This is a genomic window from Amycolatopsis nivea (genome assembly GCF_004522235.1).
Lineage (GTDB): Bacteria > Actinomycetota > Actinomycetes > Mycobacteriales > Pseudonocardiaceae > Amycolatopsis > Amycolatopsis nivea.
Genome location: NZ_SDLT01000009.1, coordinates 16,541 through 38,193, shown reverse-complemented (window position 1 = coordinate 38,193; position 21,653 = coordinate 16,541). Strand labels below are relative to the sequence as shown.

The window sequence follows — 21,653 nt, the reverse complement described above, 5'->3', positions numbered from 1 at the left end:
GCGTGGTTTCGCGCGTACCAGGAACTAGGGGTGGGGCTTGATCGACGCGGTTGCGGTGTTTTCCAGTGAGGCGGCAAAACTGCTGGCCACCGCCTTGGTCGGGCGGGTCGACAAGGGGCTGGGGCAGCTGGCGGGCATCGCCAGGGCCAAGTTCGGGGCGAAGTTCGGGTCCGGGCCGGTTTCTGTGGCGGAGCTTCGCGGGCAGGTGTTGGCTGCTTGTCAGGACGATCCTGGGTTTTGTGCGGAGCTGATGGAAGCCGTCGCGGTGTTGAATGCCGCGGGGCAGCGGCCGCCCGTCGTCGAGGGTGTTGAGCGGTTTTTCAATCATGCCGAGCATCTTCGGGAGCCGCGCCAATCCGGGGTTTGTCTTATTTACGGGGCGGTCGGGTCCGGGAAGACCGAGCTTGCCCGGCAGATCGCCGGGCTCGTGCGGGATCGGTTCCCTGGCGGCTGGATCGAGATCGACGTCGCGGAATCGCGTACTGGCGCGGTCGTCGATCTGGCGCTCGTCAAACGGCAGGCGCTGCTGAAGCTGGGCATTCCCAGCGGCGAGATCGCGGCCGACGACGCTGGTCTGGACCAGCAGTTCGGCTCCGTGCTGGCGACCCGGTTGTTCACCGTCATTCTCGACAACGTCGGTTCGGCGCGCGAGGTCGAGCTGTTCCGTCCGTTCCGGATGAACCTCGTGCTCGCGACCTCCTCCGCTCGCACCCGCGACCTCGACGCGCTCGATCCGGCGCCGATTCTGTTGGGCGGCCTCGAGAACGAGGGTGCGCGGGAAATGCTTGCCTACTTTTGCGGCGCGGTCCGGCTTGACGCGGAACCCGGCGCGACCGACGCGCTGCTGGAGATGTCCGGCCGGATGCCGTCCGCGATTCGTGAAGTGGGCTTGAGCCTTGCGCGGCACAGTGGCGAGCCGTATCCGGTCAGCGGGCTGCTCGCGCGCTACCAGGCGAACGGGATCGTGGACGCTGAGGGCGTCATCAACGACTCGCTGGAACAGGCTTTCGCGAGGCTCGCGCCGGAAACGGCCGAGGCGGTCGCGTTGTTGTCCGGGTTTCCCGGGCACTGGTTCACCCGGGAAACCGCGGTCGCCTATCTCGGGATGCCGGACGAAGTCTTCGAGGATGTTCGCAGTGCGATGCTGACCGAGCAGGTCGGTGGCTGGCATCGGCTCACCGCACTGGTATCTCAGTACGCGGCGAAGCTTCCCGCGGATCGTCACGCGGCGTTTCTCCGGCTGTTGAGCCATGTCCGGGATCGAACGGTCGCCGCGGATCTCGCGGGGGATGCCGGGCGGTTGCGCGAATACGTCGTTCCGCCCGGTCTGTCGTGGACGCTCCCCGAGGACCGGCTCGACTGGCTGCACCGGCATCTGGGGCTCATCACCGAGGTGGTGCGCGCCGCGGCCCGGCGGGGGAAGCACGTGGAGGTGTGCCAGCTCGCCGGTGCGCTGGAAGTGCTGATCACCCGGCGCTGGCTGTGGCGCGAGTACGCCGAGATCAGCGACCTCGCGGTCCGCGCGGCGGCGGCCTTGGCCGGTGGCGAGCCACAGGCGCTTTACGCGCGGACCTTGTCCATGCGGGCCAAAACCTGTTTCCTGGCAAGGGCTTTCGACACCGCAGACGCCGATCTCCGTCTGGCGTGGGAGTTGGCTGAGGCCGTCAACATCCGTCCGGCGCGGCGGGAGCGGCTGCAATCATCGGTGGCTGAGTTCCGGGCGCGGTTCTTCGAGGAACAGGCCGACGCGCGTCCGGCGGAGCGCGCCAGTTTGCTCGCTGAAGCCGAGGTCTGGCTCCGGAAGGCCATCGCGCTCGACCAGCATCTCGAACACGGCTACGCGCTCGGCATTCACCATCGGATGCTCGCTTCGGTCCTGGTCAAGGCCGGACGCCCGGCGGAAGCGATGGCCGAGATCGAGAGCGGCCGTCAGCACGCGACCGGTGCCAACCTCAGCCGGCTGGACATGGTGGCTGCGCGGGCGTTCCTCGCGCTGGGCGACCTGGTGCGCGCCCGGGAGTGCTGGAGCCGTGCCCGCGCGGAGCTGAAATCCACTGGTGCGGACCAATACCAGTGGGAAGTCCGGGAAATCGAGGCGCGCATCCTTGCCGCGGAAGGCCGGCCGGAGGCTGCGCGGACGGCGTGGGGACAGTTGATCGGCGACGCCTGGAAGCTCGGTCATCCCCGGACGAACGAGTACATCACCGAATTCGAATCGCTACGTTGACCCGGTTCCGGCCGAAGTCGAGTTCGGTCCGTCCTAAGTAGAGCATCGACACTGCCGCCAGCGGGTCGACCTGCCGGGAGTCCGGGACCAGTTCGTAACGGCGGCCGCTGCGATCCGCGGCGAGGCAACGGTCTTCGAGTCGGGCGGCAGCGAATTGTGCGTCCGGCCACTGCTTGAGGACGGCGGCAGCCCAGTCGGGGAAGTCGACTTCGGCGTCGTCGGTGAACACGATGGCGGCTGCCGACAGTTCGCGCAGCGACGCGCGGGTGTGGTGCGCGATCACGTGCAGATGGTGCAGTTGCTGCGGCACTTCGGTCGCGGGCAGCCGGACCAGCACATCTGTCGACCCGTGCTCGCGGATGCCGGCGATGAACGCGACCGGTTCCGTTCGGGTCGGTGAGGTGACCGGGTAGCTGGTGAATTCCGCGGGGCCGCTCGGCTCCGGCAGCTTCATCAAGCGGTAGCACGCGGCACGCAACAGCTCAGCCGACCGTCCGGGGACCGCGACCGCTTGCTTGGCAACAGGTTCGTAGCTGCCCGGGACATGCCGGTCGATCGCGTCGTCGATCTGCGCGGCCAGCGGACCGTCGGCGGCAAGCGGGTCCGTGCGCGCGGCCAGCATCGCGGCGGGAGAACCGGGAACTGTTGCCGGAGAAGGACTTCCGGCCATCAGCATCGGCCGATCCAGCGCGGCGGCGTAGAGCGACACAGAACTTTCGTCCCCGATCACGCACGAGGACGCGGTCACCGCGGCCTGCCAGCCGGTTTCGGACGGGATCACCAGCAGCCCAGCCTGTTTCGCCTCGGCGAGCCACGCGTCAAGCTGCCACGAGCTGTGCGCCGCCGCGATGCCGGGATGCAGGATCGCGCACACCGTGGTGGTGTCGACCGGCAGTTCGGCGACGAGCCGGAGCGGAAGGTCGGGACGCTGTCCGAGAACCGACGACGGACCCCAGGTGGACGCGATCGTCACGAGCCGCTTGCCCCGTCCGGCCAGCGCCGCGCGGTACTCGGCCGCCCGGTGCGCCCCGGCCACGAGCCGGTCGAGACACGGATCGCCGACGACCTCCGCGCGCTCGGCCGCCTCCGGGCTCGCCGCGCGGAGCTGGTCGCGCTGCTCGGCGTGCGCGACGGCGATCAGCGCCGGGACGACCCTGCCGTCGTGCACGAGCCGTTCCGGGTTGAGCCCGGCGACGACCGAACTGCCGGGGTAGTACTTCTGGTGGCCGATCCCGTGCGGCAGCAGGACGACCGGGGCGCGCAGCAGGTGAAGATCGTCGTTTTCGCTGGCCGCGATCGCGAGGTCGAACTCGGTCGTGATCGCCTGCTGCCACGGGACCACCGCGGCGCCCAGCTGTTCCAGCAGCCGGGGCACGCCTGCCCCGAGGATGGCCGGACGCTCGCGGTCGAAGGTGAAAACGGTCTGGACGCGGTGGTCGCCGCTGAAGAGCGTGAGCACGTCGAGCAACCGGTTGAGCGTCGTCACGGTCCGCACCACCACCAGGACCCGGCGCTCGAAACCGACGGTCAACCAGTGGTCAAACCCAGGATCCACGGGCACTCTCCGTGAAAAAAGTCCGGGGGGGGGGTAGGTATTTGCCATCAGACCGCGCACATCACCTGGCGAAACACTGGTGAAGCCTACCTGCCGCGCCCGGCCGCTCGCGGGAGTGCCCGCGACCACCGGCCGTGGTCGCGGGCGCCGCGCTCACTCCTTGCGGGCCACCCCGGCGAGCAGCAGCGACTCGTTCGCCGCGTCGAGCGGGATGGTCCGGTCGTCCGGGCCGGCTTCCTCCGGATGCCACAGCGGGGTCCAGGTGACGCCGGGCTCGAGCAGGGTGAAGTCCCCGAACAGCGCGGTGATCTCGGCGCGGTCGCGGTAGATGAGGTCGGTGCCCGCGGCGGCGTAACGCTGTTTGGCGTCGGCCAGCAGTTGCTCGCAGTGCGGCGGGACGCCCTCGTCGGTGACGTGCGACAGCGCCAGATACGACCCCGGGACGAGGAGTTCGCGGTACTCGGCGGCGACGCTGGGGCCGAGGTCCGCGGTGCTTTCGCTGCCGGGCACGGGTGGCTGCTCGATGTGCAGGACGCAGATGAGCAGCAGAGCGATCGGCTGGTCGAGGTCGATGACGCCCGATCCGGCGAGCAGGGACCACAGCCGTCGCGGGTCGCGCAGGTCCGCGTGCAGGGCGACGTGCCGGGCCGGGTCGCCCTTTTCGCGCAGCAGGCTGGTGGAATGCGCGACGGCGACCGGTTCGCAGTCGACGTACGCGACCTTCACCTCGCCCGGCGCGATCTGCTCGGCGATTTCGTGCGCGTGCCCCATCGTGGGGACGCCGGATCCGAGGTCGACGATCTGCCGGATTCCGGCGCGCACCAGATGCCGGACCACGCGGTGCAGAAATCGGCGGTTGGCCTGGGCGATCGGGCGCACCGTCGGATAATCGCGCAGCATCCGCCCGGCGAACTGCCGGTCGATTTCCCAATTCGCGGTTCCGCCGAGGTAATAGTCGTAGACCCGCGCCACGCTGGGACGGCTGAGATCGATCCCCGGCGGCGGAAAGGACTCGTGCTCCAGGCCAGTCACCAGTTTCTCCTCGTGGTCGACGGCGCGGGATCAGCGTAGCGTCTCTCCGGCCCGGCGGGGAGAGGGCGGCCGGACGCTGAGCAGATCCGCCTCGGCTTCTTCGAGCAGAATTGCCGATTCCTCCGCCGAAAGGGCGACACTCGAAAGGGATTCCCATGATTGCAGATCGGTGTCGTACGTTTCGGTGTCGTTGAGGAAAGACTGGACGCCGTTCGACGTTTCGGCGAAAGAACGGTCGAGTTTGCTGTTGACGAACTGCAAAATGGTGAAATCGGGGCCGACGTGCAACGGGCCTTTGTCGAACGGCACGAACCGGATGGTCGCCCAGGGGCGGGTGCGGGCGAGGGCGAGCAGATGCCGGACCTGGCCGAGCGCGACGTACGGATTGTCCGTGCGCGCCCGGGTCAGCCGGTGGACCGCGCTTTCGCTGAGGAGGAACTTGTACGTCCGGTCCGGGTGGTCGTCGAGCAGCTTGGCCCGCAGTTTGCGCTCGTGCACGGCGTCGGTGACGTCCGTGCGGCCGTAGGCCTGGAACTGCTCCATCATGTAGTCCTCGGTCTGCAGCATCCCGCTGATGCGCTCGCCGGTCCACTTCAGGATGATCGCGGCCTCCTGCTCGGCCTCGAACACCGGATGGAACCAGGCCGGGCTGGCCGCGAGGCGCCGCGCGTTCCACACCCGGTCGGCGCGGGCGGCCAGGTTGTAGTGCCGCATCCGCTCCGCCTCGGCGGAATCGATCTCCAGGACGTCGATCCATTTGTCGAGCAAATGCGGATGGATCCGCGTCTTGCCGCGCTCCATCTTGCTGATGTTCGGCTGCGTGTAGCCGAGGGCGTCGCCGAGTTCGCCCTGGGTCAGCCCGCGTTCGACGCGGGCGGCGACGAGAATTTTGCCCAGTTCGACAAGCTGGGCCTCGACGGAAAGCCGGCTCACGAGGCGCGAGCCGTCCGATCGGGGGAGAAAACCACACCTTTTCCGGGCACGAAATCATGATAGTCCCTCGCATTACCGACGGCCAGGACGGACGGGTTCGCCCGGTTGTCCGGAGGCGGCGCCGAATGGGGGACCGGGGCGGGCGATCTGTGCGCGATCAGCGGTCGAACTGCCCCTCGCGCAGCGCGCCGGCGAATGCGGCCCATTCCCGATTGTCGAAAACCAGGGCGGGAGAACGGCCGATCTTGGAATCCCGCACCGCGACGACGTCGGGATCGCTGAGATTGATCTCGACGCAGTCGCCGCCGTTGCCGCCGCACGCCGACGGCCGCTGCCAGGCCGCGTCGTCGAGCGAAGAACTCACGGTGTTCGGATCGTAGGAACTCATGGTTTCGTCCTTGTCAAGCCGATGACCTTCTTCGGAATATTCGAACCTCAGGATCGAGGAGGGAATAGGGCGAAGCAAGGCGCGGACTTGCACCGTGCCGAAATGGCCCGATAGGTTCACCTGTTTGGCGTCGGGACAGTTTTCTCGCGGTGATCGCAGTGATGGGCGATGTCCTTTTCCTGGCTGGGATCTGTCCGATGCCGCGGTGTTAGCGGCCGGTCGGGAGCTTTCCGGCGGACCGTCGCCGGGGCGCCGGAAGTCGGTGGGCAAGGCATGTCAGAATATTCTGCCTAGGCGGGGCAGGTATGCATATTCCAGTCGGCAGATGCCGTGCGGTCTGCGATAAACGGAGAACGCGGCGACGGGTTGGCTGAATGCCAATATTCTTGGCCGGTCCGGATTTTTTCGGGAAAATCACTGGTCAGAGCTCCCTGTGGCATCCGGTGGCGCTGCGGTCGCAGTTCTCGGTGATCGGTTCCCGTCGAGCACAGGTTACCACTCTTGTGAGTGATGAAAAATTGTTCTCGCTGCGCTAGGAATCGCCGCCGTCTTCCGGTCCGACGAGGGTTTCGCTCGCTGCCGGGGCTTCGCGTGCAGTGCTGTGCCGTGCCTGTTAACGCAGGTCGGACCCGGTTGGGACGGTTGCGAGCCGGAGTTCGGCCGGGGAGTTCGTTGTCGCCGAAGTTACCGGCGCCGTCCGGCAGAACCGGCGGACGATATTGCGCACGGTAGTTCGTCGTGTCTCTTTGCCGTTAACCGACAGCTGGATGCCGCTGGGCGAGACGACCGTCAGTGGGTATCGAGTTCTGTGTGCGCTCGTGGTCAAGATGAGAAGTATCGAACCGGGCCGCGCGCCCGGAGAGATGGATGTGGCCCCCTGCTGGAACAGGGGGCCACGGAGTTGTCTGAAACCAGCTTCTAGGCAAAGGAACAGACGCGATGACTGTACCGCCGGAGAACACCGATCCGCTAGACGACGACCACGCCGGAAGGGTGGAACGCGTCGAATTCGGGGCTGCCGTCGCCCCGGCCCGCGGCGGGAAACGGATCGCCACCCGCGACGAGATGCTCGCCGCCGCCACGAAAGTCTTCGCCCGCCGCGGCCCGGGGCGGCACCGCAAGCCGGTCGCCAGGGGCCGGTGGGTGTGCGCGGCGTCGGAAACGCTGTCGTGGCTGGCACCGGTGTTGTGGGGGTGCCTGCAACTGTCCTTCGCCGCGAGCGTGATCAGCGCGGTGGCGCTGCTGATCAGCCCGGTGGTCGGGGTCGCGGTCGCCGGGCTGGTGCTGATCTGCAGCGTCGTGCTGTTCAACCCGGCCCGGCCGAGTCATCGCCGGTAGGTGTCGTATTCGGCCGTTTCCGGAAGGCCCGCCGGGGCGCTGACCTGCCGAAGCAACGTCAACGCCTCCTCCGAGGCCGACCCCTGCGGAGTGGTGCACACGATCAGCACCTGCTCCGGCGACCGCGCCACCGACAGCGTCTGCTGGGTCACCGTCACCCGGCCGACCACCGGGTGTCGCAGTTCGTACGAATCGGCGTCACAGGGTCCGACCCGGTGGTCCTGCCACAGCGAGACGAACTCCGGGCTCTTCATCGTCAGCTCGCCGATCAGCTCGGCCAGCAGCGGGTCGTCCGGGTGTTTCCCGACGGTGATGCGCAGGTTGCCGACCACCGCGCGGGCCTTGCGTTTCCAATCCGCGTACAGCTCGCGGCAGTGCGGGTCCAGGAACAGCATCCGGCTCAGGTTGGGGCGTTGGCCTAGGTCCAAGTGCCCGGCCAGCAGGGCGTGCCCGAGCAGGTTCCACGCCAGGACGTCCGTCCGGCGGCCGAGCACCAGCGCCGGGACGCCGTCGAGCGCGCGGAGGAGGTCGCGGGTTTCGTCGGCCAGCTTCTCCGGGCGGGGACGGCGCGGCTGGGGCGTGCGGCGCGCCGCCTCGGCGAGGCGGTCCAGGTGGGCTCGCTCGTGGGTGTCGAGTTGCAGGGCGCGCGCGATCGCGTCGAGCACCTCGGCGGACGCGCCGCGCGAGAGGCCCTGCTCCAGCCGCGTGTAGTACGAGACGCTGACGCCGGCCAGGTGCGCCAGCTCTTCCCGGCGCAGTCCGGCGACCCGGCGGCGGGGTCCGACGTCCTGCAGTCCGACGTCGGAGGGGCGCAGCCGGGCGCGTCGTGCGTGCAGGAAGTCTCCGAGCGGGCCAGCGGTCATGGGTTCCACTATCCGCCGCGGTGAGATATCACTGCCACCCCCTGCGCGGGGTAGGAAAACGCGGGAGTGGTCCGGGCGCACCGGTCCGCGCAGGCTCGGTCGCATGGACGAGATCATGCTGGGCGACGTCACGGTCACCCGCGTCAAAGAGTTCTCCGGGTCGGTCGAGATGACCCCGGACCAGTTCTTCCCGGACAGTCCGGCGGGCTCGTGGGACGAGCATCGCGGCTGGCTGGCCCCCGATTTCTGGGATCCGGAGACCGGCGAATGCCAGTCGGCGATCCAGTCGTGGCTGCTGCGCAGCGAGGGCCGCACGATCCTCGTCGACACCGGCGTCGGCAACCACAAGGACCGGCCGTACGCGCCGGTGTGGAACCGCCTCGACACCAGCTACCTCGATCACCTCGCCGCCGCCGGTGTGTCGCCCGAGGACGTCGATGTCGTGATCAACACCCACCTGCATATCGACCACGTCGGCTGGAACACCCGGCTCGACGGCCGCGCCTGGGTGCCGACCTTCCCGAACGCCACGTACCTGATGCCGTTGCGGGACTTCGATTTCTGGGATCCGGCCAACGAAAACGAGACCGTCCTCGGGCGCGGGAACCAGAACGTCTTCGAGGACAGCGTCGCCCCGGTGCGGCAGGCGGGGCAGGTCCAGCTGTGGGACGGAACGCACCGGATCGACCGGAATCTGCGGCTCGACCTCGCGCCCGGGCACACTCCCGGCTCCTCCGTGCTGACGCTGGACTCCGGCGGCGACCGGGCGCTGTTCGTCGGCGATCTGGTGCACACCCCGCTGCAGATCGCGGAGCCGGAGACCAACTCCTGCTTCTGCGAGGACCCGGCGGAGGCGCGGGCGACCCGGCGCACCCTGCTCGGCCGCGCCGCGGACGACAACGCGCTGCTGTTCCCGGCGCACTTTGCCGGTTCCGGCGCGGCGGAGGTCGAGCGGGACGGGGCGAAGTTCGCGATCAAGAAGTGGGCCGGGTTCTCCCGGATCTCCTGAAGGGATTCTCGTGTCTCAGCAAGAACATCCGGTCGTCGAGACCGCGGCGGGCGCGGTGCGCGGCCTTCGCGACGCGGCGGGCGAGCTGTACCGGTCCATTCCCTACGCCGCGGCCCCGATCGGGCCGAGCAGGTTCGCTTCGACGGAACCGCATCCGGGCTGGTCCGGAGTCCGCGACGGTACCCAGCCGTCGCCGACCGCTCCGCAACCCACGCGCGACTTCGGGCTACTCGACATGACCCCGTACTTCGGCCCGGGCTGGGTTCCCGGCGAGGAATATCTGACGGTCGACGTGCGTACCCCAGCGGCGGACGCTGGTAACCGTCCAGTCATGGTCTTCGTGCACGGCGGCGGGTTTGTCACCGGTTCGACCCGCGCCGCACTCTACGACGGCAGCGCCTTCGCCCGCGACGGGATCGTCCTCGTGACGGTCAACTACCGGCTCGGCATCCCCGGTTTCCTTGCGCTGGAAGGAGCTCCGGACAATCGCGGGCTGCTCGACGTCCTCGCCGCACTCCGGTGGGTGCGCGATTCGATCGCCGCGTTCGGCGGGGATCCGGGGAACGTCACGGTGTTCGGGCAATCGGCGGGGGCGACGCTCACTTGCGCGCTGCTCGCTACCCCGGAGGCGGTCGGACTGTTCCGGCGCGCGATTGTCCAAAGTGGAAGCGGCACGGGTGCGTTCACTCCGGAGCAGGCGCAACGGGTTACCACGGCTGCGGCTGCCGCATTGGGCGTCGAACCGACCGCGGCGGCGTTCGGGGAGATTCCCGACGAACGGTTCCTGGAGATGTTGCCCGCGCTCGCCGGGCTGGACCTGCACACCGCGACCGCTGCGGATCCGCTCGCCGGGCTCAGTCCGTTCAGCCTGGTTCTGCCGGTGCAGCCCGCCGACAGCCTGGTCGGCGATGTCGATCTGCTGATCGGCACGAACACCGAGGAGGGACGGCTTTACCTGGTGCCGCAAGGAAAGCCGGACGCCACCGCCGACCAGCTGGGCGAGTTGCTGTTCGGGGCTGGCACCGCTCGGATGGCACAGGCGCACGCTGAGACCTCAACCGGCGGCCGCACGTATGTCTACTCGTTCGGCTACCGTTCCACAGCGCTGGATGGACGGCTCGGCGCGGCGCATACCGTCGAGCTGCCGTTTGTCTTCGATCTCGCGGATGAACCGTGGCTGCACGGCGATACCGGGCTGCTGGGCCCATCCGCTGCTCCGGCTGGTTTGGCGGCGGAGGTGCACGCGGCGTGGGTCGCGTTCGCGCGGACCGGGGAGCCGGGCTGGGCGGAGGGTGAACTGCGTCGGTTCGGCTGATTCTCACCGAGTCATGGCGGTCTGGCGTCGGAGTTCGGTTTGGTAGCTGCCTGGTGTCTGGCCGAGGATGGCGGAGAAAGTCTCGATGAAGCTGGTCGGGTTGGCCCATCCGCAGCGCAGCGCGGTGTCGGTCACCGAACGGCCCTGTCCGAGGTACACCAGCGCGTGCTGGATCCGCAGCTGCGCGCGCCACTGCGAGAAGCTCATCCCCAGTTCCGTGCGGAACAGCCGGCTGAGTGTCCGCTCGCTGGCCCCGACCGCCCGGCCGAGTTCGCCGAGCGTGGCGGTTTCGGCTGGGTTCCCGCGCAGGAGATCGGTGACCGCGCGGAGCCGGTCGTCGGCGGGTTCGGGCAGGTAGACCGCCTGCTCCGGGAGTGCGGTCAGCTCGTCGACCAGCACCCGGAGCAGCCGGTCGCCGACGTCCGGCCGCAGGGGCGCGCCGCCGGTCAGTTTCAGGACCGCGGCGCGCAGCAGCGCCGAGACGGTGAAGACGGTCGGCGTGGCGGGGAGTGCGGAACACAGTTCGGCGGGCACTTCGAGAATGCTGATCTCGGTCTCGCCGTACGCGCGGTGGCCGTGCTCGAAGGAGGGCGGCGTCCACGAGATGCGATCCGCGGGCGCGACCCACGTGCCCCGCTCGGTGGTGGTGGCCAGCAGCCCGCTCGCCGCGTACAGCAGCTGTCCCCGCGCGTGCCGATGCGCGGCGACCCCTTCCCCGTGGGCCAGCGACCAGCGGCCCTGGATGGGATCGTCGCCCGACCAGCAGAGGTGGCGGCGTTTCGGCATCGGCTCCCAGGATACCGCCGAACGGCCTGCCGGTGATCTTGGCGGGATCCCGGTATCGGCTGTCCGACGGGCGGTGGTGGCGGGTTTTCCGCCGGGCGAAGCTGGTGAGGCAGGGGTGTGTATTCCGTTCGAGATCAGGAGAATCGCTATGCCGGAAGAAGTGCCCGCCGCCGACCGGCAGGCGATCGCCGACTTGACGACCGGCTGGATCCATCGCGACCGGGAGGACTGGGACGCACTGGCGAAGCTTTTCCACGACGACGCGACCCTGACGATCCTGTGGTTTTCCGGACCGGCCAAGGATTTTGTCGAGGGATCACGGCGGATGAGCGGCGGGCCGTTGCGCAGCAAGCACTTCATCGGCACTCCGGTCATCGATGCCGCCGGCGACCGTGCCTTCGTGGAGACCAATGCGATGCTCGTCGCCGATCACCTCGAACTGGGAATCGGCGTGACCGTCCACAACAGATTCCTCGACCGGATCGACCGCCGGGACGGCGTCTGGCGCATCGCGCGCCGCGATTCCGTCTACGACATGGGCGGCTTCACCTATCCCTACGGGATTCGACCTACCGACGATCTTGATCCGCTTCGGCATCCGCGCGAGTACGCCGCGTTGGCGTATCTGCTGGAGCGCAGCGGACATCAAGTGCCCGATACCTGCCCGACTCGTTTCAGCAAGCGGGAACAAGAAATCATCGAAGAAGGCCGCACCTGGTTGCGGGGAGTCCGCGCATGACTGGCAGCCGGACCGCGTTCGGCCGCATCGGCGAGCGCGAGGCTCGACGTGTCCGGCGGCGTCGGCCGGTAGCGGTCACGAGTCCGCGGGGCTGATCTCCAACGGCGCGGCCGAACCGCCGCCGAGTTGCTGCCGCCGGGTGACCGCGTGGTCGAGCTGCCGCGCCAGATGCGGGACGTTCGCCGAGGTCAGGTAGGTCTCCGCGCCGGCGTCGAGCAGCCGCCGGACCGGTCCGTGGTAGCTGACGCCCAGTTCCGGGTCGTCGACCTCGGCGAGGACGACCCGCGCCTTCGGGAACTGCGCCCGCAGGCCGCCGATCAGCTGCGGGCTGACCGGCGGCACGAGCAGCACGTCGGCGGTCGCCGGCGCCGAGTGCAGGTCCAGCACGAGGTAGTCGGAGCCGAGTTCGGCGGACAGCGACATCCGGGCCGAGGCCGACAGCTTCATCGCGGTGGCGACCACTGTCACGTCGTCGTAGTCCGTCCGCGGCGGTTCAGGCCGGGCACCGGTGCTGGAGACCGTCGCGACTGGGTTGCCGTCCCTGGTGAGGACTAGATTCTCGCCCGGTCTGAGCGACTCGATGAGGTCTGCGACGTCCTCGGGCAGACGGCCGACGTCGATCTGCCGCGCCCGCTCGCCGGTCATGATCGGACCGGTCGGCTCGGCAACTTTCCGGAGCGCGGCGACCGCGGTGGTGTCGTCATGGAACTCGATCATCCCACAAACCGCGGCGCCTTGTCCGGTCCTTCGGGTGATGGCGGATTTTCGCCAGCGTTCGCGTCCGGTCCTTTCTACGCTCGGCCCGTGCATTCGGAGAACATTCGCGGTCCTGTCGTCTGGTTCATTTCACTCGCCGCTGCGCTGGGCACCGCGGCCGTCTACCCGCTGCAGCCCGCGATCGCCGAGGTCGGCGGAGCGCTCGGCACGTCGCTCGGCTCGGTCGGCGTCGCGCTCGCCTGCGGACCGGTCGGCTACCTGTGCGGACTGGCGCTGCTGGTGCCGCTCGTCGACCAGTTTCCGCCGCGCTACGTGCTGTCGGCGCAGTTCGGCGCGCTTGCCGTCGCGTTGGGACTGAACGCGATCGTCGGCCAGGTGTGGCTGCTCGGCCTGGTGCTCGGCGTGCTCGGCGCGTTCTCGTCGGTAGGGGCCGGGCTGAGTTCGGTGACCGCCCGCCTGGCGAGCCCGGACCGGCGCGCTACCGCGCTGGGAATCGTCACCGCCGGAATCTCAGCGGGCATTCTCGCGGGCCGCATCGTCGGCGGCTGGCTGTCCGACCTGATCGGCTGGCGCGCGATGCTGGGCGTTTTCGCCGCCGGATGCGCGGTGGTCGCGGTGGCGGTGCTGCTCGTGCTTCCTACGGTGGCCGGTACGAACAATCGCGGCTACCTTGCCACGTTGCGCTCGATTCCGGGACTATACCGGCGATATCCGGTGCTTCGGCTCGCGGCGGTACGGGGAACGCTCTGGTTCTTCGCGTTCTGCGCGGTGTGGTCTGGGATCGCGGTTGCCCTGTCGAAGCCGCCCTTTTCGTACCCTGCCGAGCGGATTGGGCTGTACGCTTTCGCTGGCATATTAGGAATTCTCGCTACCCGAATCGCGGGAGCGTGGACCGATCGCGTGGGCGCGCGCCGAGTGATCCTTTGTGGACTGAGTCTCGCCGGAGCGGCCAGTGCGGTGCTGGCTCTCGCGTTGCCGAGTACTGTTTCAACGTTACTGTGCTTGGCGCTGTTTGACGCGGGGCTTTTCGCGGCGCAGGTGGCGAATCAGAGCACTGTGCTGGCGATTGAGCCAAGTGCGCCCGCGCGGTTCAACAGTGCTTACATGGTGGTGTATTTCGCTGGGGGAAGCCTCGGCACGGGGTTCGGCGCGACTGCGGCGGAGCGGCTCGGCTGGCCGTTGACCGCGTTGGTTACTACTGCGGTGATCGTGGCCGCGGGTGCCATCACGCTGCTCGCTCAGGGCGCGGAACATCCGGCGGCGGGCGTGGAATCGGTCGCGGCGCGGAACTAGGAACGCGCGCGGCACGTCGGAGAGCCGTATCCGCAGCGCCCTTCGAGAGGACCCATCGGTGAACGACGACTGGCCGGAGCAGGCCGACGGCTGGGAACTCGCCCGGCACGACCGGGTCGAGGACTATCGCAAACGCCTCGCCAACGACGTCACGGTCACCGCGACCTGGGACGACAGTGTCGGCACCGGCCGGGTGGAGGCTTACGTCGAACCGGCCGGGATCGGGCGGACGTTGAGCCGGAGCCGCAAGGATTTTCGCGACAAGGAAGCGCTCTGGACCGCCGCGCACTCCCTCCTCGAAATGGCCGCGAACCTGCCGTCGCTGGGCCAAGGACAGGAAAGCCCGGCTGAGCTGGTGCTGTTCGGAGACGTCGCGGGGACCGTCGAGGCCGAACCGGGCAGTGCCGGGATCCCCGAGGCGGAGCTGACGTTCACGCTGACTGACGGCCGCAGCGTCGCCCTGCGCCTGTCCGACGATCAGGCATTCGACCTGTGCCGCCGCATCGATCGGCTTGACGACCACGTGTGGTCTGCGGAACGAGAGGAATCGGCGGACTCCTTCGCGGAAACCGATGCCGAAGTCCCGGATGCGCGCGGGATCCAGTCGAGCCCCGACACCGGCCACGACGTGGTCGCGCTCCTGGGCACGCAGTTCGGGGTCGGCGAGGACCATCTCCTGGCGCACGTCGACTGGTCGGCGGTGATCGTGGTCGGCGAACCCGCAGTCAGCTCGCTGATCGCGCGGGGTGACGAACTGGCCGCGGCGGTCGGTCCGCGTTGGCAGCCCGCCGTCGTCGACCGGCCGGGGGAGCGATGGGTCGTGCTGAGCTGATGTCTTTCAGCTTGGACGCAGGTAGGTCAGCGTGTGGTGGGAGACCTGCCGTCCGGCGGCGTCGGTGACCGTCGCGGTGCCGTAGATCGTGCGGCGGCCGGTCCGGGTCAGGGACGACTCGCAGGTCAGATCGGACCGCGCGGCGCCGAGGAACGCGGTGGTCATGTTCACCGTGACGGCCGGTTCCTCGGGACCGAGCGCGGAGAGGATCGCGATCCAGCAGGTGACGTCGGCGAGCATCATGGCGCAGCCGCCCTGCAGGACGTTGCCGGGGCGGAAAAATTCCGGACGGGCGGGCAGGGAAAGAGTCGCGGCGCCCGGTTCGACCGACTTCACCACCAAACCCCACCACGGCCCGAACGGGCTGCTGTCGATGATCTCCTGAGCCCGCACCGTGTCCACGCTCAGAAACATAACATGATTAGGTAGATGGATGCGGCGAACGAACGAGGAACGGTCCCGGACCACCCGCCACGACCTGGTCGAGGCCGCGCGGCTGCGCTTCGCCGAGCAGGGCTACGCGGGCACTTCGCTGGCCCAGATCGCCGCCGCGGCCGGGATCACCACCGGCGCGGTCTACCACCACTGGGAGAACAAGCAGGAGCTGTTCCACGCCGTGGTCGAGCAGGTGCACGCCGACCTGCACCGGGTGCTGCGGTCCCGCTCCGGTGGCACGGCGACGCCGTCCGACCGGCTCAAAGCATCCGGTTCGCTCTTCCTGCGCCGGTGCGCGGACCCGGCGGTCGGGCGGATCCTGCTGGTCGACGGCCCGTCCGTGCTGGGCCAGGAACGGTGGCGAAACCTGGACGAACAGTGGTGGCGGGAGCCGACTGTCGCGTTGCTGCGCGAAGCGGGCGGTTCTGGCAGCGGTCTCGAAGAACTTGCCATCGCGTTGCTGGGATCGCTTACCGCGCTGGGGCAAGAGATCGCGCACGATCCGCGTCCGGTGCGGATTCGGCGGTGTCAGCAGGTGTATCGGACGCTGGTGGATGCGGTCTCAGTTCAGGTGAACTGAGATATTACGAAGCGGCAAGAAGAATCGCGGCCTGCACCGCTTCCTCGGTGCGCACCGCATCACCATGCCGCAGTGCGTCCTCGGCTAGTTTTTCCAGTCCTCCCAACAGGATCAGCGCGCGGGCCCGCGACAGCGGAGCGCCGCCGGACGCGCGGAATTCGTTGCCTGCCGAGATGGCGCGGGCGACGTCGATGTACGCGTCGTGGTTCAGGTCCGGAGCGTCCAGCAGCGGCACGTCGTGAAGGTAGCTCAGCATGAGCGCGGGCCGGGCCTCGACGACGCCGATCCACGCCGTGACGAGCTGGCGGAGTTGCGTCTGCCAGGGCGCGGTGCGGTCGACCGCCGCGGCTACCTGCGCGGATCCGGTCGCGACGGCTTCCTTGAGCAGGGCGGCCAGGCAGGCTTCCTTGGAATCGAAGTGCTCGTAGAAACCGCGGCGGGAGGTGTGCGCGCGGCCGACGAGGTCGCCGATCGTGATCTTCGGGAAGCGTTTTTCCGCGAGCAGCGACTCCAGCGCGCCGGTGAAGCGGCTCCGGTAGGCGCCGGGGCGTTCGACGGGCGGGTGCGGCTCTGCAGCGCGTGACACCGCGCGGGTCCTTCCTGTCCGCGGTTGTCCCGCGATTCTACCAGTCCGGCACCGGCCGGTATTCCGAAACGGGAGCGCGATATCCGCGGAATAGCAAGGGAGGAAAGCACGCGGCGGCATTCGGCGGCGCTGGCTCCTCCGGCTGGCAGTAACGCCGGCGACGCTCCGAGAGCGGTTACGCCATCTCAGTGACATGACGGGAAGACGTTTGGCCGATTGCGGGTACGTTCGGTAGTGTTTTGTTCCAGCGTCAGATTGGGGAGTCGAGCGCTAGGGGGATTCAGGTGTTTTCACCGTTTTTCTTCACGCCGCGCGCTAGACGCGGCACTCTGTGACGAAATAGCTGTTACCGCAGGTCAGCGGGTCTAGTGACGGGTGCGTGCGCGCCTGTCCTGATCGACCGCGCCTGCTCGCCGGAATGCTCCGGCGCATACGTCCCGCCGGCGTTGGGGGCCGGCGGGGACGACGCGGCTGTTCTCGTCCCGGCATTACCGTGCCGAGGACAAAACCTGAATGTTTTTCGTTCAGGCTGGGGGAACATCCGCTCAGGGGAAATCAGGAAAAAGAATGGGGAAATCATGACAATGGGGTCTGCGTCTCTGAAGATCGCCAGGGTGGCTTCGGTCGCTTCGCTCGCGGTCGTCATGTCCGCGGGGATCGTTTCGGCCGCGAACGCGTCGCCGTCCCGGGCGGCTGTCCCGGCGAGCTGCGGCAGCGCCGGCGGCGGCACCTGGTGCCACGGTTCCGGCAGCGACGGCATCTGGAAGGGCTGCTTCTCGAATTACAACCACCCGAGGAACTACCACAGCTCGACGGCGGCCATCGGCGGCGCCAACGACAAGCGGTACGCGTCGGCGGGTTCCTGGTCCAACGCGCACACCAGGGCGGGCTGGGCCTACACCTGCTACACGTACTACAACCCCAACGCGTGATCGTGGCCTGACGCTCCGGGCATGATCACCACGGCGCGGTGCCGGGCCAACGGGGTCCCGGCACCGCACCTCCACCGCAGCAAGCACGCAGCAGCGACGAGAGCGAGCTTTCCGTGCGACTGATCCTCTCTCTTCTTTTCGCGGGAATACTGTTCGCTGTTCCGGCGGTCGTCCTGATGGACGTGGTTCTCGAGCAGGAAGCGCGCAGCGAGACCGCGGCGGACCGGATCGGAGTGCCGTTCGTCTGGCCGGAACGCCCGCAGACCGCCGATCCGGAGACGACGCTGCGCATTCTCGCCGAAGCGGCGGAGAAGACCGGTGCCACGGTTGTGCGCACCACCGTGAGCACTCAAGCGGACCGCAAGCACATCAAGCATTACGTCTTGCTCGGCGGCGATCGGACGGCGCTGTTCGGCGAATTCGCTCTCGCACAAGGACGCTGGCTGAGCCCGGCGGAATCGCGGAGTGGTTCGGCGACCGTTTCAACGTCCGGCAAAGCGGGAAAAGTCGGGGTGCCAGCGGTTTTCGCGGACCGGTACGAGCTGACGTTCGCGCCGTTGCGCCAGGCGTTCGATTCCTTGCCCAGTTCCGGCCAGTACGTGGTGGACGCTGGGCCCGCCACGGACCGTTTTCTCGGACTCGTCCGCGAGCGGTTGGCGGAAGCGGGCGTCCCGGACGCTGAGCTGACGCCGCCGCAGCGCGGATCGCGGCCGACGACGGAAACCGGACCAGGGCTGCGAATCCTGGCGTATCTGCTGGCCGGTGCGTCCACTGTGGTCATTGCGTTCCGGTTGCTGCGCGAGGGAAAGCGGATCGGCGTGCTTCGCCTGGTCGGGCATCCGACGGCACGGATCTGGTACGAGGTCGTCGGGAGAACGCAGATCGGCGCCACTCTCGCGGGGCTGGGTGCGTGCGCGGCAGTCGTGCTCGTCTCGCCCAGCGTGGACTCGTCGTTCCTGTTCGCGGTGGCGCCGGTGACGGCCGCCGGGTTCGCGGCGACGCTGGGCATCGGGCTGCTCGTCGTCACCCGGGTGCGCATTTCGGATCTCGTCAAAGGAAGTCTGCAGTGAATCACAGGACGCGACACCGTTCGCCCTTCGGTTTGGCGATCGCCGCACCGGCCGTGGTCAAGGCGGTCTGCGGCGCGATTCTCGCGGTGCTGGCCGTGGTGGTCTGGCAGCAGTTCTCCGAACTGGCCAAGCAGCAGGATTTGCTGGCGCCGTGGGAGAAAGTCCAGGGCTACGCGGTCTTCTACCCGCGCATGATCGGAAACGACCAGCAGGAAATGGAAACCGGGGGCAACGCGTCGTCGGTCACGGAAGCCCGCGACCTCTATCCGGTGCTCGACCGGGCGGGCGCGCTCTTCGTCGACGCCGCCAACTACGAGCCGGGCACACCGCCGGACCCGACGTCGCGCTGGCCGGTGCCGCCGATCCGGGTCAACACGCATTACCTCGAGCAGTACCCGATTCTGGACGCCGCGCGGAAGCCGATCACGGTCGCCGCCGACGATCCGGAGTGGGTCGTGGCCGTTCCCGAGCAGTTCAAGCCGCGGGAAGCGCAGATCCGCCAGCTCCTTCAGGAAACCCGCACTGGCGGCCCGGGAATCACCGGGGCGACGCAAGCGGAACAACGCATCACCGGCGATCAGCCGCGGTTCACGAGCCAGCGCGTCCGGATCGTCTGGACCGCTTCGGGGCAAGGCGTGTTCAGCTACGATCCGCAGGTCAATCCCGGGCACGGGAACCTGATCACCGACCCGATCGTCGAGATCATGACCCCGGCGAACAGCCTCGCCGTCGACCGGCTCAACGCGATCACCGGCGGTCTGGACACCGGGCTCAAGGTCCGCGTCGGCGACGATCCGGCCGGCACGCTGGCCGCGCTCGGCCCGAAGCTGAAGCAGCTCAAACTCGACGACAACCTCCAGCACCTCGTCACCGTGCACCAGGCCATGGCCGCGCAGCTCGACCAGGTGCGCGGCGGGATCACGCAGATCGCCGTGTTCGCGGGTGCGGCGCTGTTCGTCCTGGTCGCCCTGACCGCGGTGATCGTGCTCATCGGTTCCGACCGGCTGCGCCGCCGGCTCACTGTGCGCAGACTCCACGGCATCGGCTTCGCCCGGTCGTACCGGGAACTGCTGATCGCCCTCGGCACCACGTGGCTGGGCCAGACCGTGCTGGCTGGGATCGGACTGGCGGTGCTGGCGATGAACACGCTGTCTCCCGCGGATACCACGGCAGGCCCGCTGGACCGGTTACCGGAGCTGGCTGCCATATCAGTGCTCTCGCTGGCGATCGAGGCGATGTTCGTGGTCGTGACCGCTCGCATCCTGGAGCGCCGCAACACAGTCAACCGCTTGAAGGAGCTGTGACCCATGGAATTCTCGTGCGAACTCCGCGGAGTCCGGAAACAGTACGCTGCTCACCTGGACGATTTCGCCCTCCGCGTCAGGCCAGGCGAGTTCATCGCGCTGACCGGCGCGAGCGGGGCCGGGAAGTCGACCGTCCTGAACCTGCTCGGCCTGCTGGAATCGCCGGACGGCGGCGAGGTCCGCCTGTTCGGCGAACGCGCGCCCCGGCCCCGCTCGCGGGCGGCGAATCTGCTGCGCCGCAACCGGTTGGGCTATCTGTTCCAGAACTTCGCGCTCATCGACAACGAGACGGTCGAGCACAATCTGGAGGTCGCGCTCACCTACGCCCAGCGTGGGACGCCGAAGCAGGACCGGATCAAGGAGGCGCTCGCGCAGGTCGGGCTGCGCCGGTCGGAACACCGGAAGATCCACTCGCTGTCCGGCGGCGAACAGCAACGCGTCGCCGTGGCGCGGCTGCTGCTGAAACCGTGCGACCTCGTCCTGGCCGACGAACCGACCGGCTCGCTCGACGCCAAGAACCGGGATCGGGTCCTGGACCTTCTGCAGAAGCTCAACGAGGCGGGCAAGACGATCATCGTGGCGACGCACGACGAAACGGTGGCCGGGCGGTGTTCGCGGGTGGTGGATCTGTCGGCCCGCGAGGCGGAATCAGTCGCCATCGGGCACTGACGCCGCAGGAGTTTTCGCGGGTCCGGCATCCGGTCCCGGCCGGAATACCTTCCGGTACGCGCCGGGTGTCACGCCGACCGCCTGGCCGAACTGGGAACGGAAATTGCTCGTCGTGGGGAATCCGGTCTGCGCGGCGATCCGGTCGACGGTGTGGTCGGTGGTTTCGAGCAGTTCCTGGGCGTGGCGGATGCGCACTCCGGCCACCCATTGCATGGGGCTTTGACCGGTTTCGTCCTTGAACCGCCTGGTGAGCGTGCGCACGCTCATCCCGGCCGCGTCCGCGAGATCCGCGAGCGCGAGGTCCCGGTACGCGTTTTCCTCGATCCACGGCAGGACCTGGTCGAGCGTGGTCGGACGGCTGGGCGCGCGGTTGCGGACGATGTATTGCGCCTGTCCGCCGGGCCGGTGCAACGGCGCGACAGCGAGGCGGGCGGCGTCGGCGGCGACCGCGGTTCCGTAATCGTTCTGGACGATGTGCAGGCACAGATCAATTCCGGCTACCGCACCCGCGGAAGTGAGGATTTTCCCGTTGTCCGTGTAAAGCACGTCGGGATTCACCTGGACTGCCGGGTACTTCCGCTTGAATTGGTCGGCGGCGAGCCAATGCGTGGTCGCGTCCAGGCCGTCGAGCAAACCTGCTTCGGCGAGGGTGAACGCCCCGACGCAGATCGACGCGATTCGGGTACCGCGATCCGCGGCGGCCCGCAACGCGTCGAGGACGGCTGGCGGGGTCGGTGCCAGCGGGTTCTCCCGTCCGGGCACCACGATGAGGTCGGCCCGCTGGAGAGCGTCCAGGCCCTCGTCGACCGCCAGCCGCAACGGACCCGCCGCGATGTCGCGCTCCGGACCGGCGACGAGCGTCCGGTACCCCGGGCGGCCGTCCGGGAGCCGGACGCGTCCGAAGGTCTCGATCGGGGTGGCCAGATCGAAGGGGATCGCGTCGGGGAGAGCGAGCACCGCAGTGGTGTACATCCCTGGATCGTAAGGCATCTCCGTTCTGGCCAGATACCGGTGGAAGCTGTCCAGATAGCCATTGCGGAGATCATCGCG

22 protein-coding genes are annotated in these 21,653 nt (G+C 68.4%); 12 read left to right on the top strand and 10 right to left on the bottom strand.

From position 1 onward, the window contains the following. The first annotated feature begins 37 nt into the window (after window positions 1-37). A complete protein-coding gene (locus EIZ44_RS13015) occupies window positions 38-2,227 on the top strand; it encodes a hypothetical protein (RefSeq protein ID WP_134728767.1) in 2,190 nt (729 codons plus the stop codon). Here EIZ44_RS13015 and EIZ44_RS13010 read toward each other — a convergent pair. The 4 genes from EIZ44_RS13010 to EIZ44_RS12995 form a co-directional block, all read right to left on the bottom strand. Beyond that, the gene (locus EIZ44_RS13010) at window positions 2,202-3,782 is read right to left on the bottom strand and encodes a hypothetical protein (protein ID WP_238604732.1); all 1,581 of its coding nucleotides are present in this window, start codon (window positions 3,780-3,782) and stop codon (window positions 2,202-2,204) included. The two genes, EIZ44_RS13015 and EIZ44_RS13010, sit on opposite strands and share 26 nt — an antisense overlap. 153 nt (window positions 3,783-3,935) lie before the next feature. Beyond that, the gene (locus EIZ44_RS13005; RefSeq protein ID WP_336159317.1) at window positions 3,936-4,814 is read right to left on the bottom strand and encodes an SAM-dependent methyltransferase; all 879 of its coding nucleotides are present in this window, start codon (window positions 4,812-4,814) and stop codon (window positions 3,936-3,938) included. Between the two features lie 30 nt (window positions 4,815-4,844). Next, a complete protein-coding gene (locus tag EIZ44_RS13000; protein ID WP_037817938.1) occupies window positions 4,845-5,747 on the bottom strand; it encodes a helix-turn-helix domain-containing protein in 903 nt (300 codons plus the stop codon). A gap of 157 nt (window positions 5,748-5,904) precedes the next feature. Next, entirely contained in the window at window positions 5,905-6,135 is a 231-nt protein-coding gene (locus EIZ44_RS12995; RefSeq protein WP_009081852.1) for a DUF397 domain-containing protein, read from the bottom strand. A gap of 939 nt (window positions 6,136-7,074) precedes the next feature. On the opposite strand from EIZ44_RS12995, the gene EIZ44_RS12990 reads away from it, so the two are divergent. After that, window positions 7,075-7,473, top strand: coding sequence for a hypothetical protein (locus EIZ44_RS12990; protein ID WP_134664774.1), 399 nt, complete (start codon window positions 7,075-7,077; stop codon window positions 7,471-7,473). Here EIZ44_RS12990 and EIZ44_RS12985 read toward each other — a convergent pair. Then, complete coding sequence (locus EIZ44_RS12985) at window positions 7,461-8,336, bottom strand: helix-turn-helix domain-containing protein (protein WP_134664772.1); 876 nt, start codon at window positions 8,334-8,336, stop codon at window positions 7,461-7,463. The genes EIZ44_RS12990 and EIZ44_RS12985 overlap by 13 nt on opposite strands. Before the next feature lie 103 nt (window positions 8,337-8,439). Between EIZ44_RS12985 and EIZ44_RS12980 the strand changes: the two genes are divergently transcribed. Continuing rightward, complete coding sequence (locus EIZ44_RS12980; RefSeq protein ID WP_134728763.1) at window positions 8,440-9,345, top strand: MBL fold metallo-hydrolase; 906 nt, start codon at window positions 8,440-8,442, stop codon at window positions 9,343-9,345. A 10-nt stretch (window positions 9,346-9,355) separates the two neighbouring features. Beyond that, window positions 9,356-10,660, top strand: a complete 1,305-nt coding sequence (locus EIZ44_RS12975; protein ID WP_134728761.1) for a carboxylesterase/lipase family protein — start codon at window positions 9,356-9,358, stop codon at window positions 10,658-10,660. A 3-nt stretch (window positions 10,661-10,663) separates the two neighbouring features. On the opposite strand, the gene EIZ44_RS12970 is transcribed toward EIZ44_RS12975, so the two are convergent. After that, the gene (locus EIZ44_RS12970) at window positions 10,664-11,446 is read right to left on the bottom strand and encodes an AraC family transcriptional regulator (protein ID WP_134728759.1); all 783 of its coding nucleotides are present in this window, start codon (window positions 11,444-11,446) and stop codon (window positions 10,664-10,666) included. Window positions 11,447-11,522: 76 nt separating this feature from the next. Here EIZ44_RS12970 and EIZ44_RS12965 point away from each other — a divergent pair, with 76 nt between their 5' ends. Then, a complete protein-coding gene (locus EIZ44_RS12965; protein WP_205673130.1) occupies window positions 11,523-12,185 on the top strand; it encodes a nuclear transport factor 2 family protein in 663 nt (220 codons plus the stop codon). 75 nt (window positions 12,186-12,260) lie between these two features. Here the strand turns inward: EIZ44_RS12965 and EIZ44_RS12960 are convergent, their stop codons facing one another. Continuing rightward, window positions 12,261-12,902, bottom strand: coding sequence for a hypothetical protein (locus EIZ44_RS12960; protein ID WP_338081062.1), 642 nt, complete (start codon window positions 12,900-12,902; stop codon window positions 12,261-12,263). Window positions 12,903-12,989: 87 nt separating this feature from the next. On the opposite strand from EIZ44_RS12960, the gene EIZ44_RS12955 reads away from it, so the two are divergent. Then, window positions 12,990-14,195 (top strand): MFS transporter, encoded by a 1,206-nt coding sequence (locus EIZ44_RS12955; RefSeq protein ID WP_240691282.1) that lies wholly within the window; start codon window positions 12,990-12,992, stop codon window positions 14,193-14,195. A gap of 58 nt (window positions 14,196-14,253) precedes the next feature. After that, entirely contained in the window at window positions 14,254-15,027 is a 774-nt protein-coding gene (locus EIZ44_RS12950) for a hypothetical protein (RefSeq protein WP_134728757.1), read from the top strand. 6 nt (window positions 15,028-15,033) lie between these two features. Here the strand turns inward: EIZ44_RS12950 and EIZ44_RS12945 are convergent, their stop codons facing one another. Next, on the bottom strand, window positions 15,034-15,429 hold the full coding sequence (locus tag EIZ44_RS12945; protein ID WP_205673129.1) for a PaaI family thioesterase: 396 nt from the start codon (window positions 15,427-15,429) through the stop codon (window positions 15,034-15,036). 31 nt (window positions 15,430-15,460) lie between these two features. Here EIZ44_RS12945 and EIZ44_RS12940 point away from each other — a divergent pair, with 31 nt between their 5' ends. Further along, window positions 15,461-16,042, top strand: a complete 582-nt coding sequence (locus EIZ44_RS12940) for a TetR/AcrR family transcriptional regulator (RefSeq protein WP_134728755.1) — start codon at window positions 15,461-15,463, stop codon at window positions 16,040-16,042. 4 nt (window positions 16,043-16,046) lie between these two features. Here EIZ44_RS12940 and EIZ44_RS12935 read toward each other — a convergent pair whose 3' ends face one another. Then, window positions 16,047-16,628 (bottom strand): TetR/AcrR family transcriptional regulator, encoded by a 582-nt coding sequence (locus EIZ44_RS12935; protein ID WP_051729444.1) that lies wholly within the window; start codon window positions 16,626-16,628, stop codon window positions 16,047-16,049. A gap of 584 nt (window positions 16,629-17,212) precedes the next feature. On the opposite strand from EIZ44_RS12935, the gene EIZ44_RS12930 reads away from it, so the two are divergent. From EIZ44_RS12930 to EIZ44_RS12915, 4 genes are all read left to right on the top strand, one after another. Beyond that, window positions 17,213-17,560 (top strand): lactococcin 972 family bacteriocin, encoded by a 348-nt coding sequence (locus EIZ44_RS12930; protein WP_167754107.1) that lies wholly within the window; start codon window positions 17,213-17,215, stop codon window positions 17,558-17,560. A 176-nt stretch (window positions 17,561-17,736) separates the two neighbouring features. Further along, window positions 17,737-18,630 carry a bacteriocin-associated integral membrane family protein gene (locus tag EIZ44_RS12925; RefSeq protein ID WP_134728749.1) on the top strand — a complete coding sequence of 298 codons (894 nt, stop codon included), beginning with the start codon at window positions 17,737-17,739 and terminating at the stop codon, window positions 18,628-18,630. Then, the gene (locus EIZ44_RS12920; RefSeq protein ID WP_134728746.1) at window positions 18,627-19,934 is read left to right on the top strand and encodes a bacteriocin-associated integral membrane family protein; all 1,308 of its coding nucleotides are present in this window, start codon (window positions 18,627-18,629) and stop codon (window positions 19,932-19,934) included. The genes EIZ44_RS12925 and EIZ44_RS12920 overlap by 4 nt, the downstream gene beginning before the upstream one ends. 3 nt (window positions 19,935-19,937) lie before the next feature. Next, window positions 19,938-20,603, top strand: coding sequence for an ABC transporter ATP-binding protein (locus EIZ44_RS12915; protein ID WP_134728744.1), 666 nt, complete (start codon window positions 19,938-19,940; stop codon window positions 20,601-20,603). On the opposite strand, the gene EIZ44_RS12910 is transcribed toward EIZ44_RS12915, so the two are convergent. Beyond that, window positions 20,583-21,575 carry a GlxA family transcriptional regulator gene (locus EIZ44_RS12910; protein ID WP_134728742.1) on the bottom strand — a complete coding sequence of 331 codons (993 nt, stop codon included), beginning with the start codon at window positions 21,573-21,575 and terminating at the stop codon, window positions 20,583-20,585. The genes EIZ44_RS12915 and EIZ44_RS12910 overlap by 21 nt on opposite strands. Window positions 21,576-21,653 lie beyond the last annotated feature (78 nt).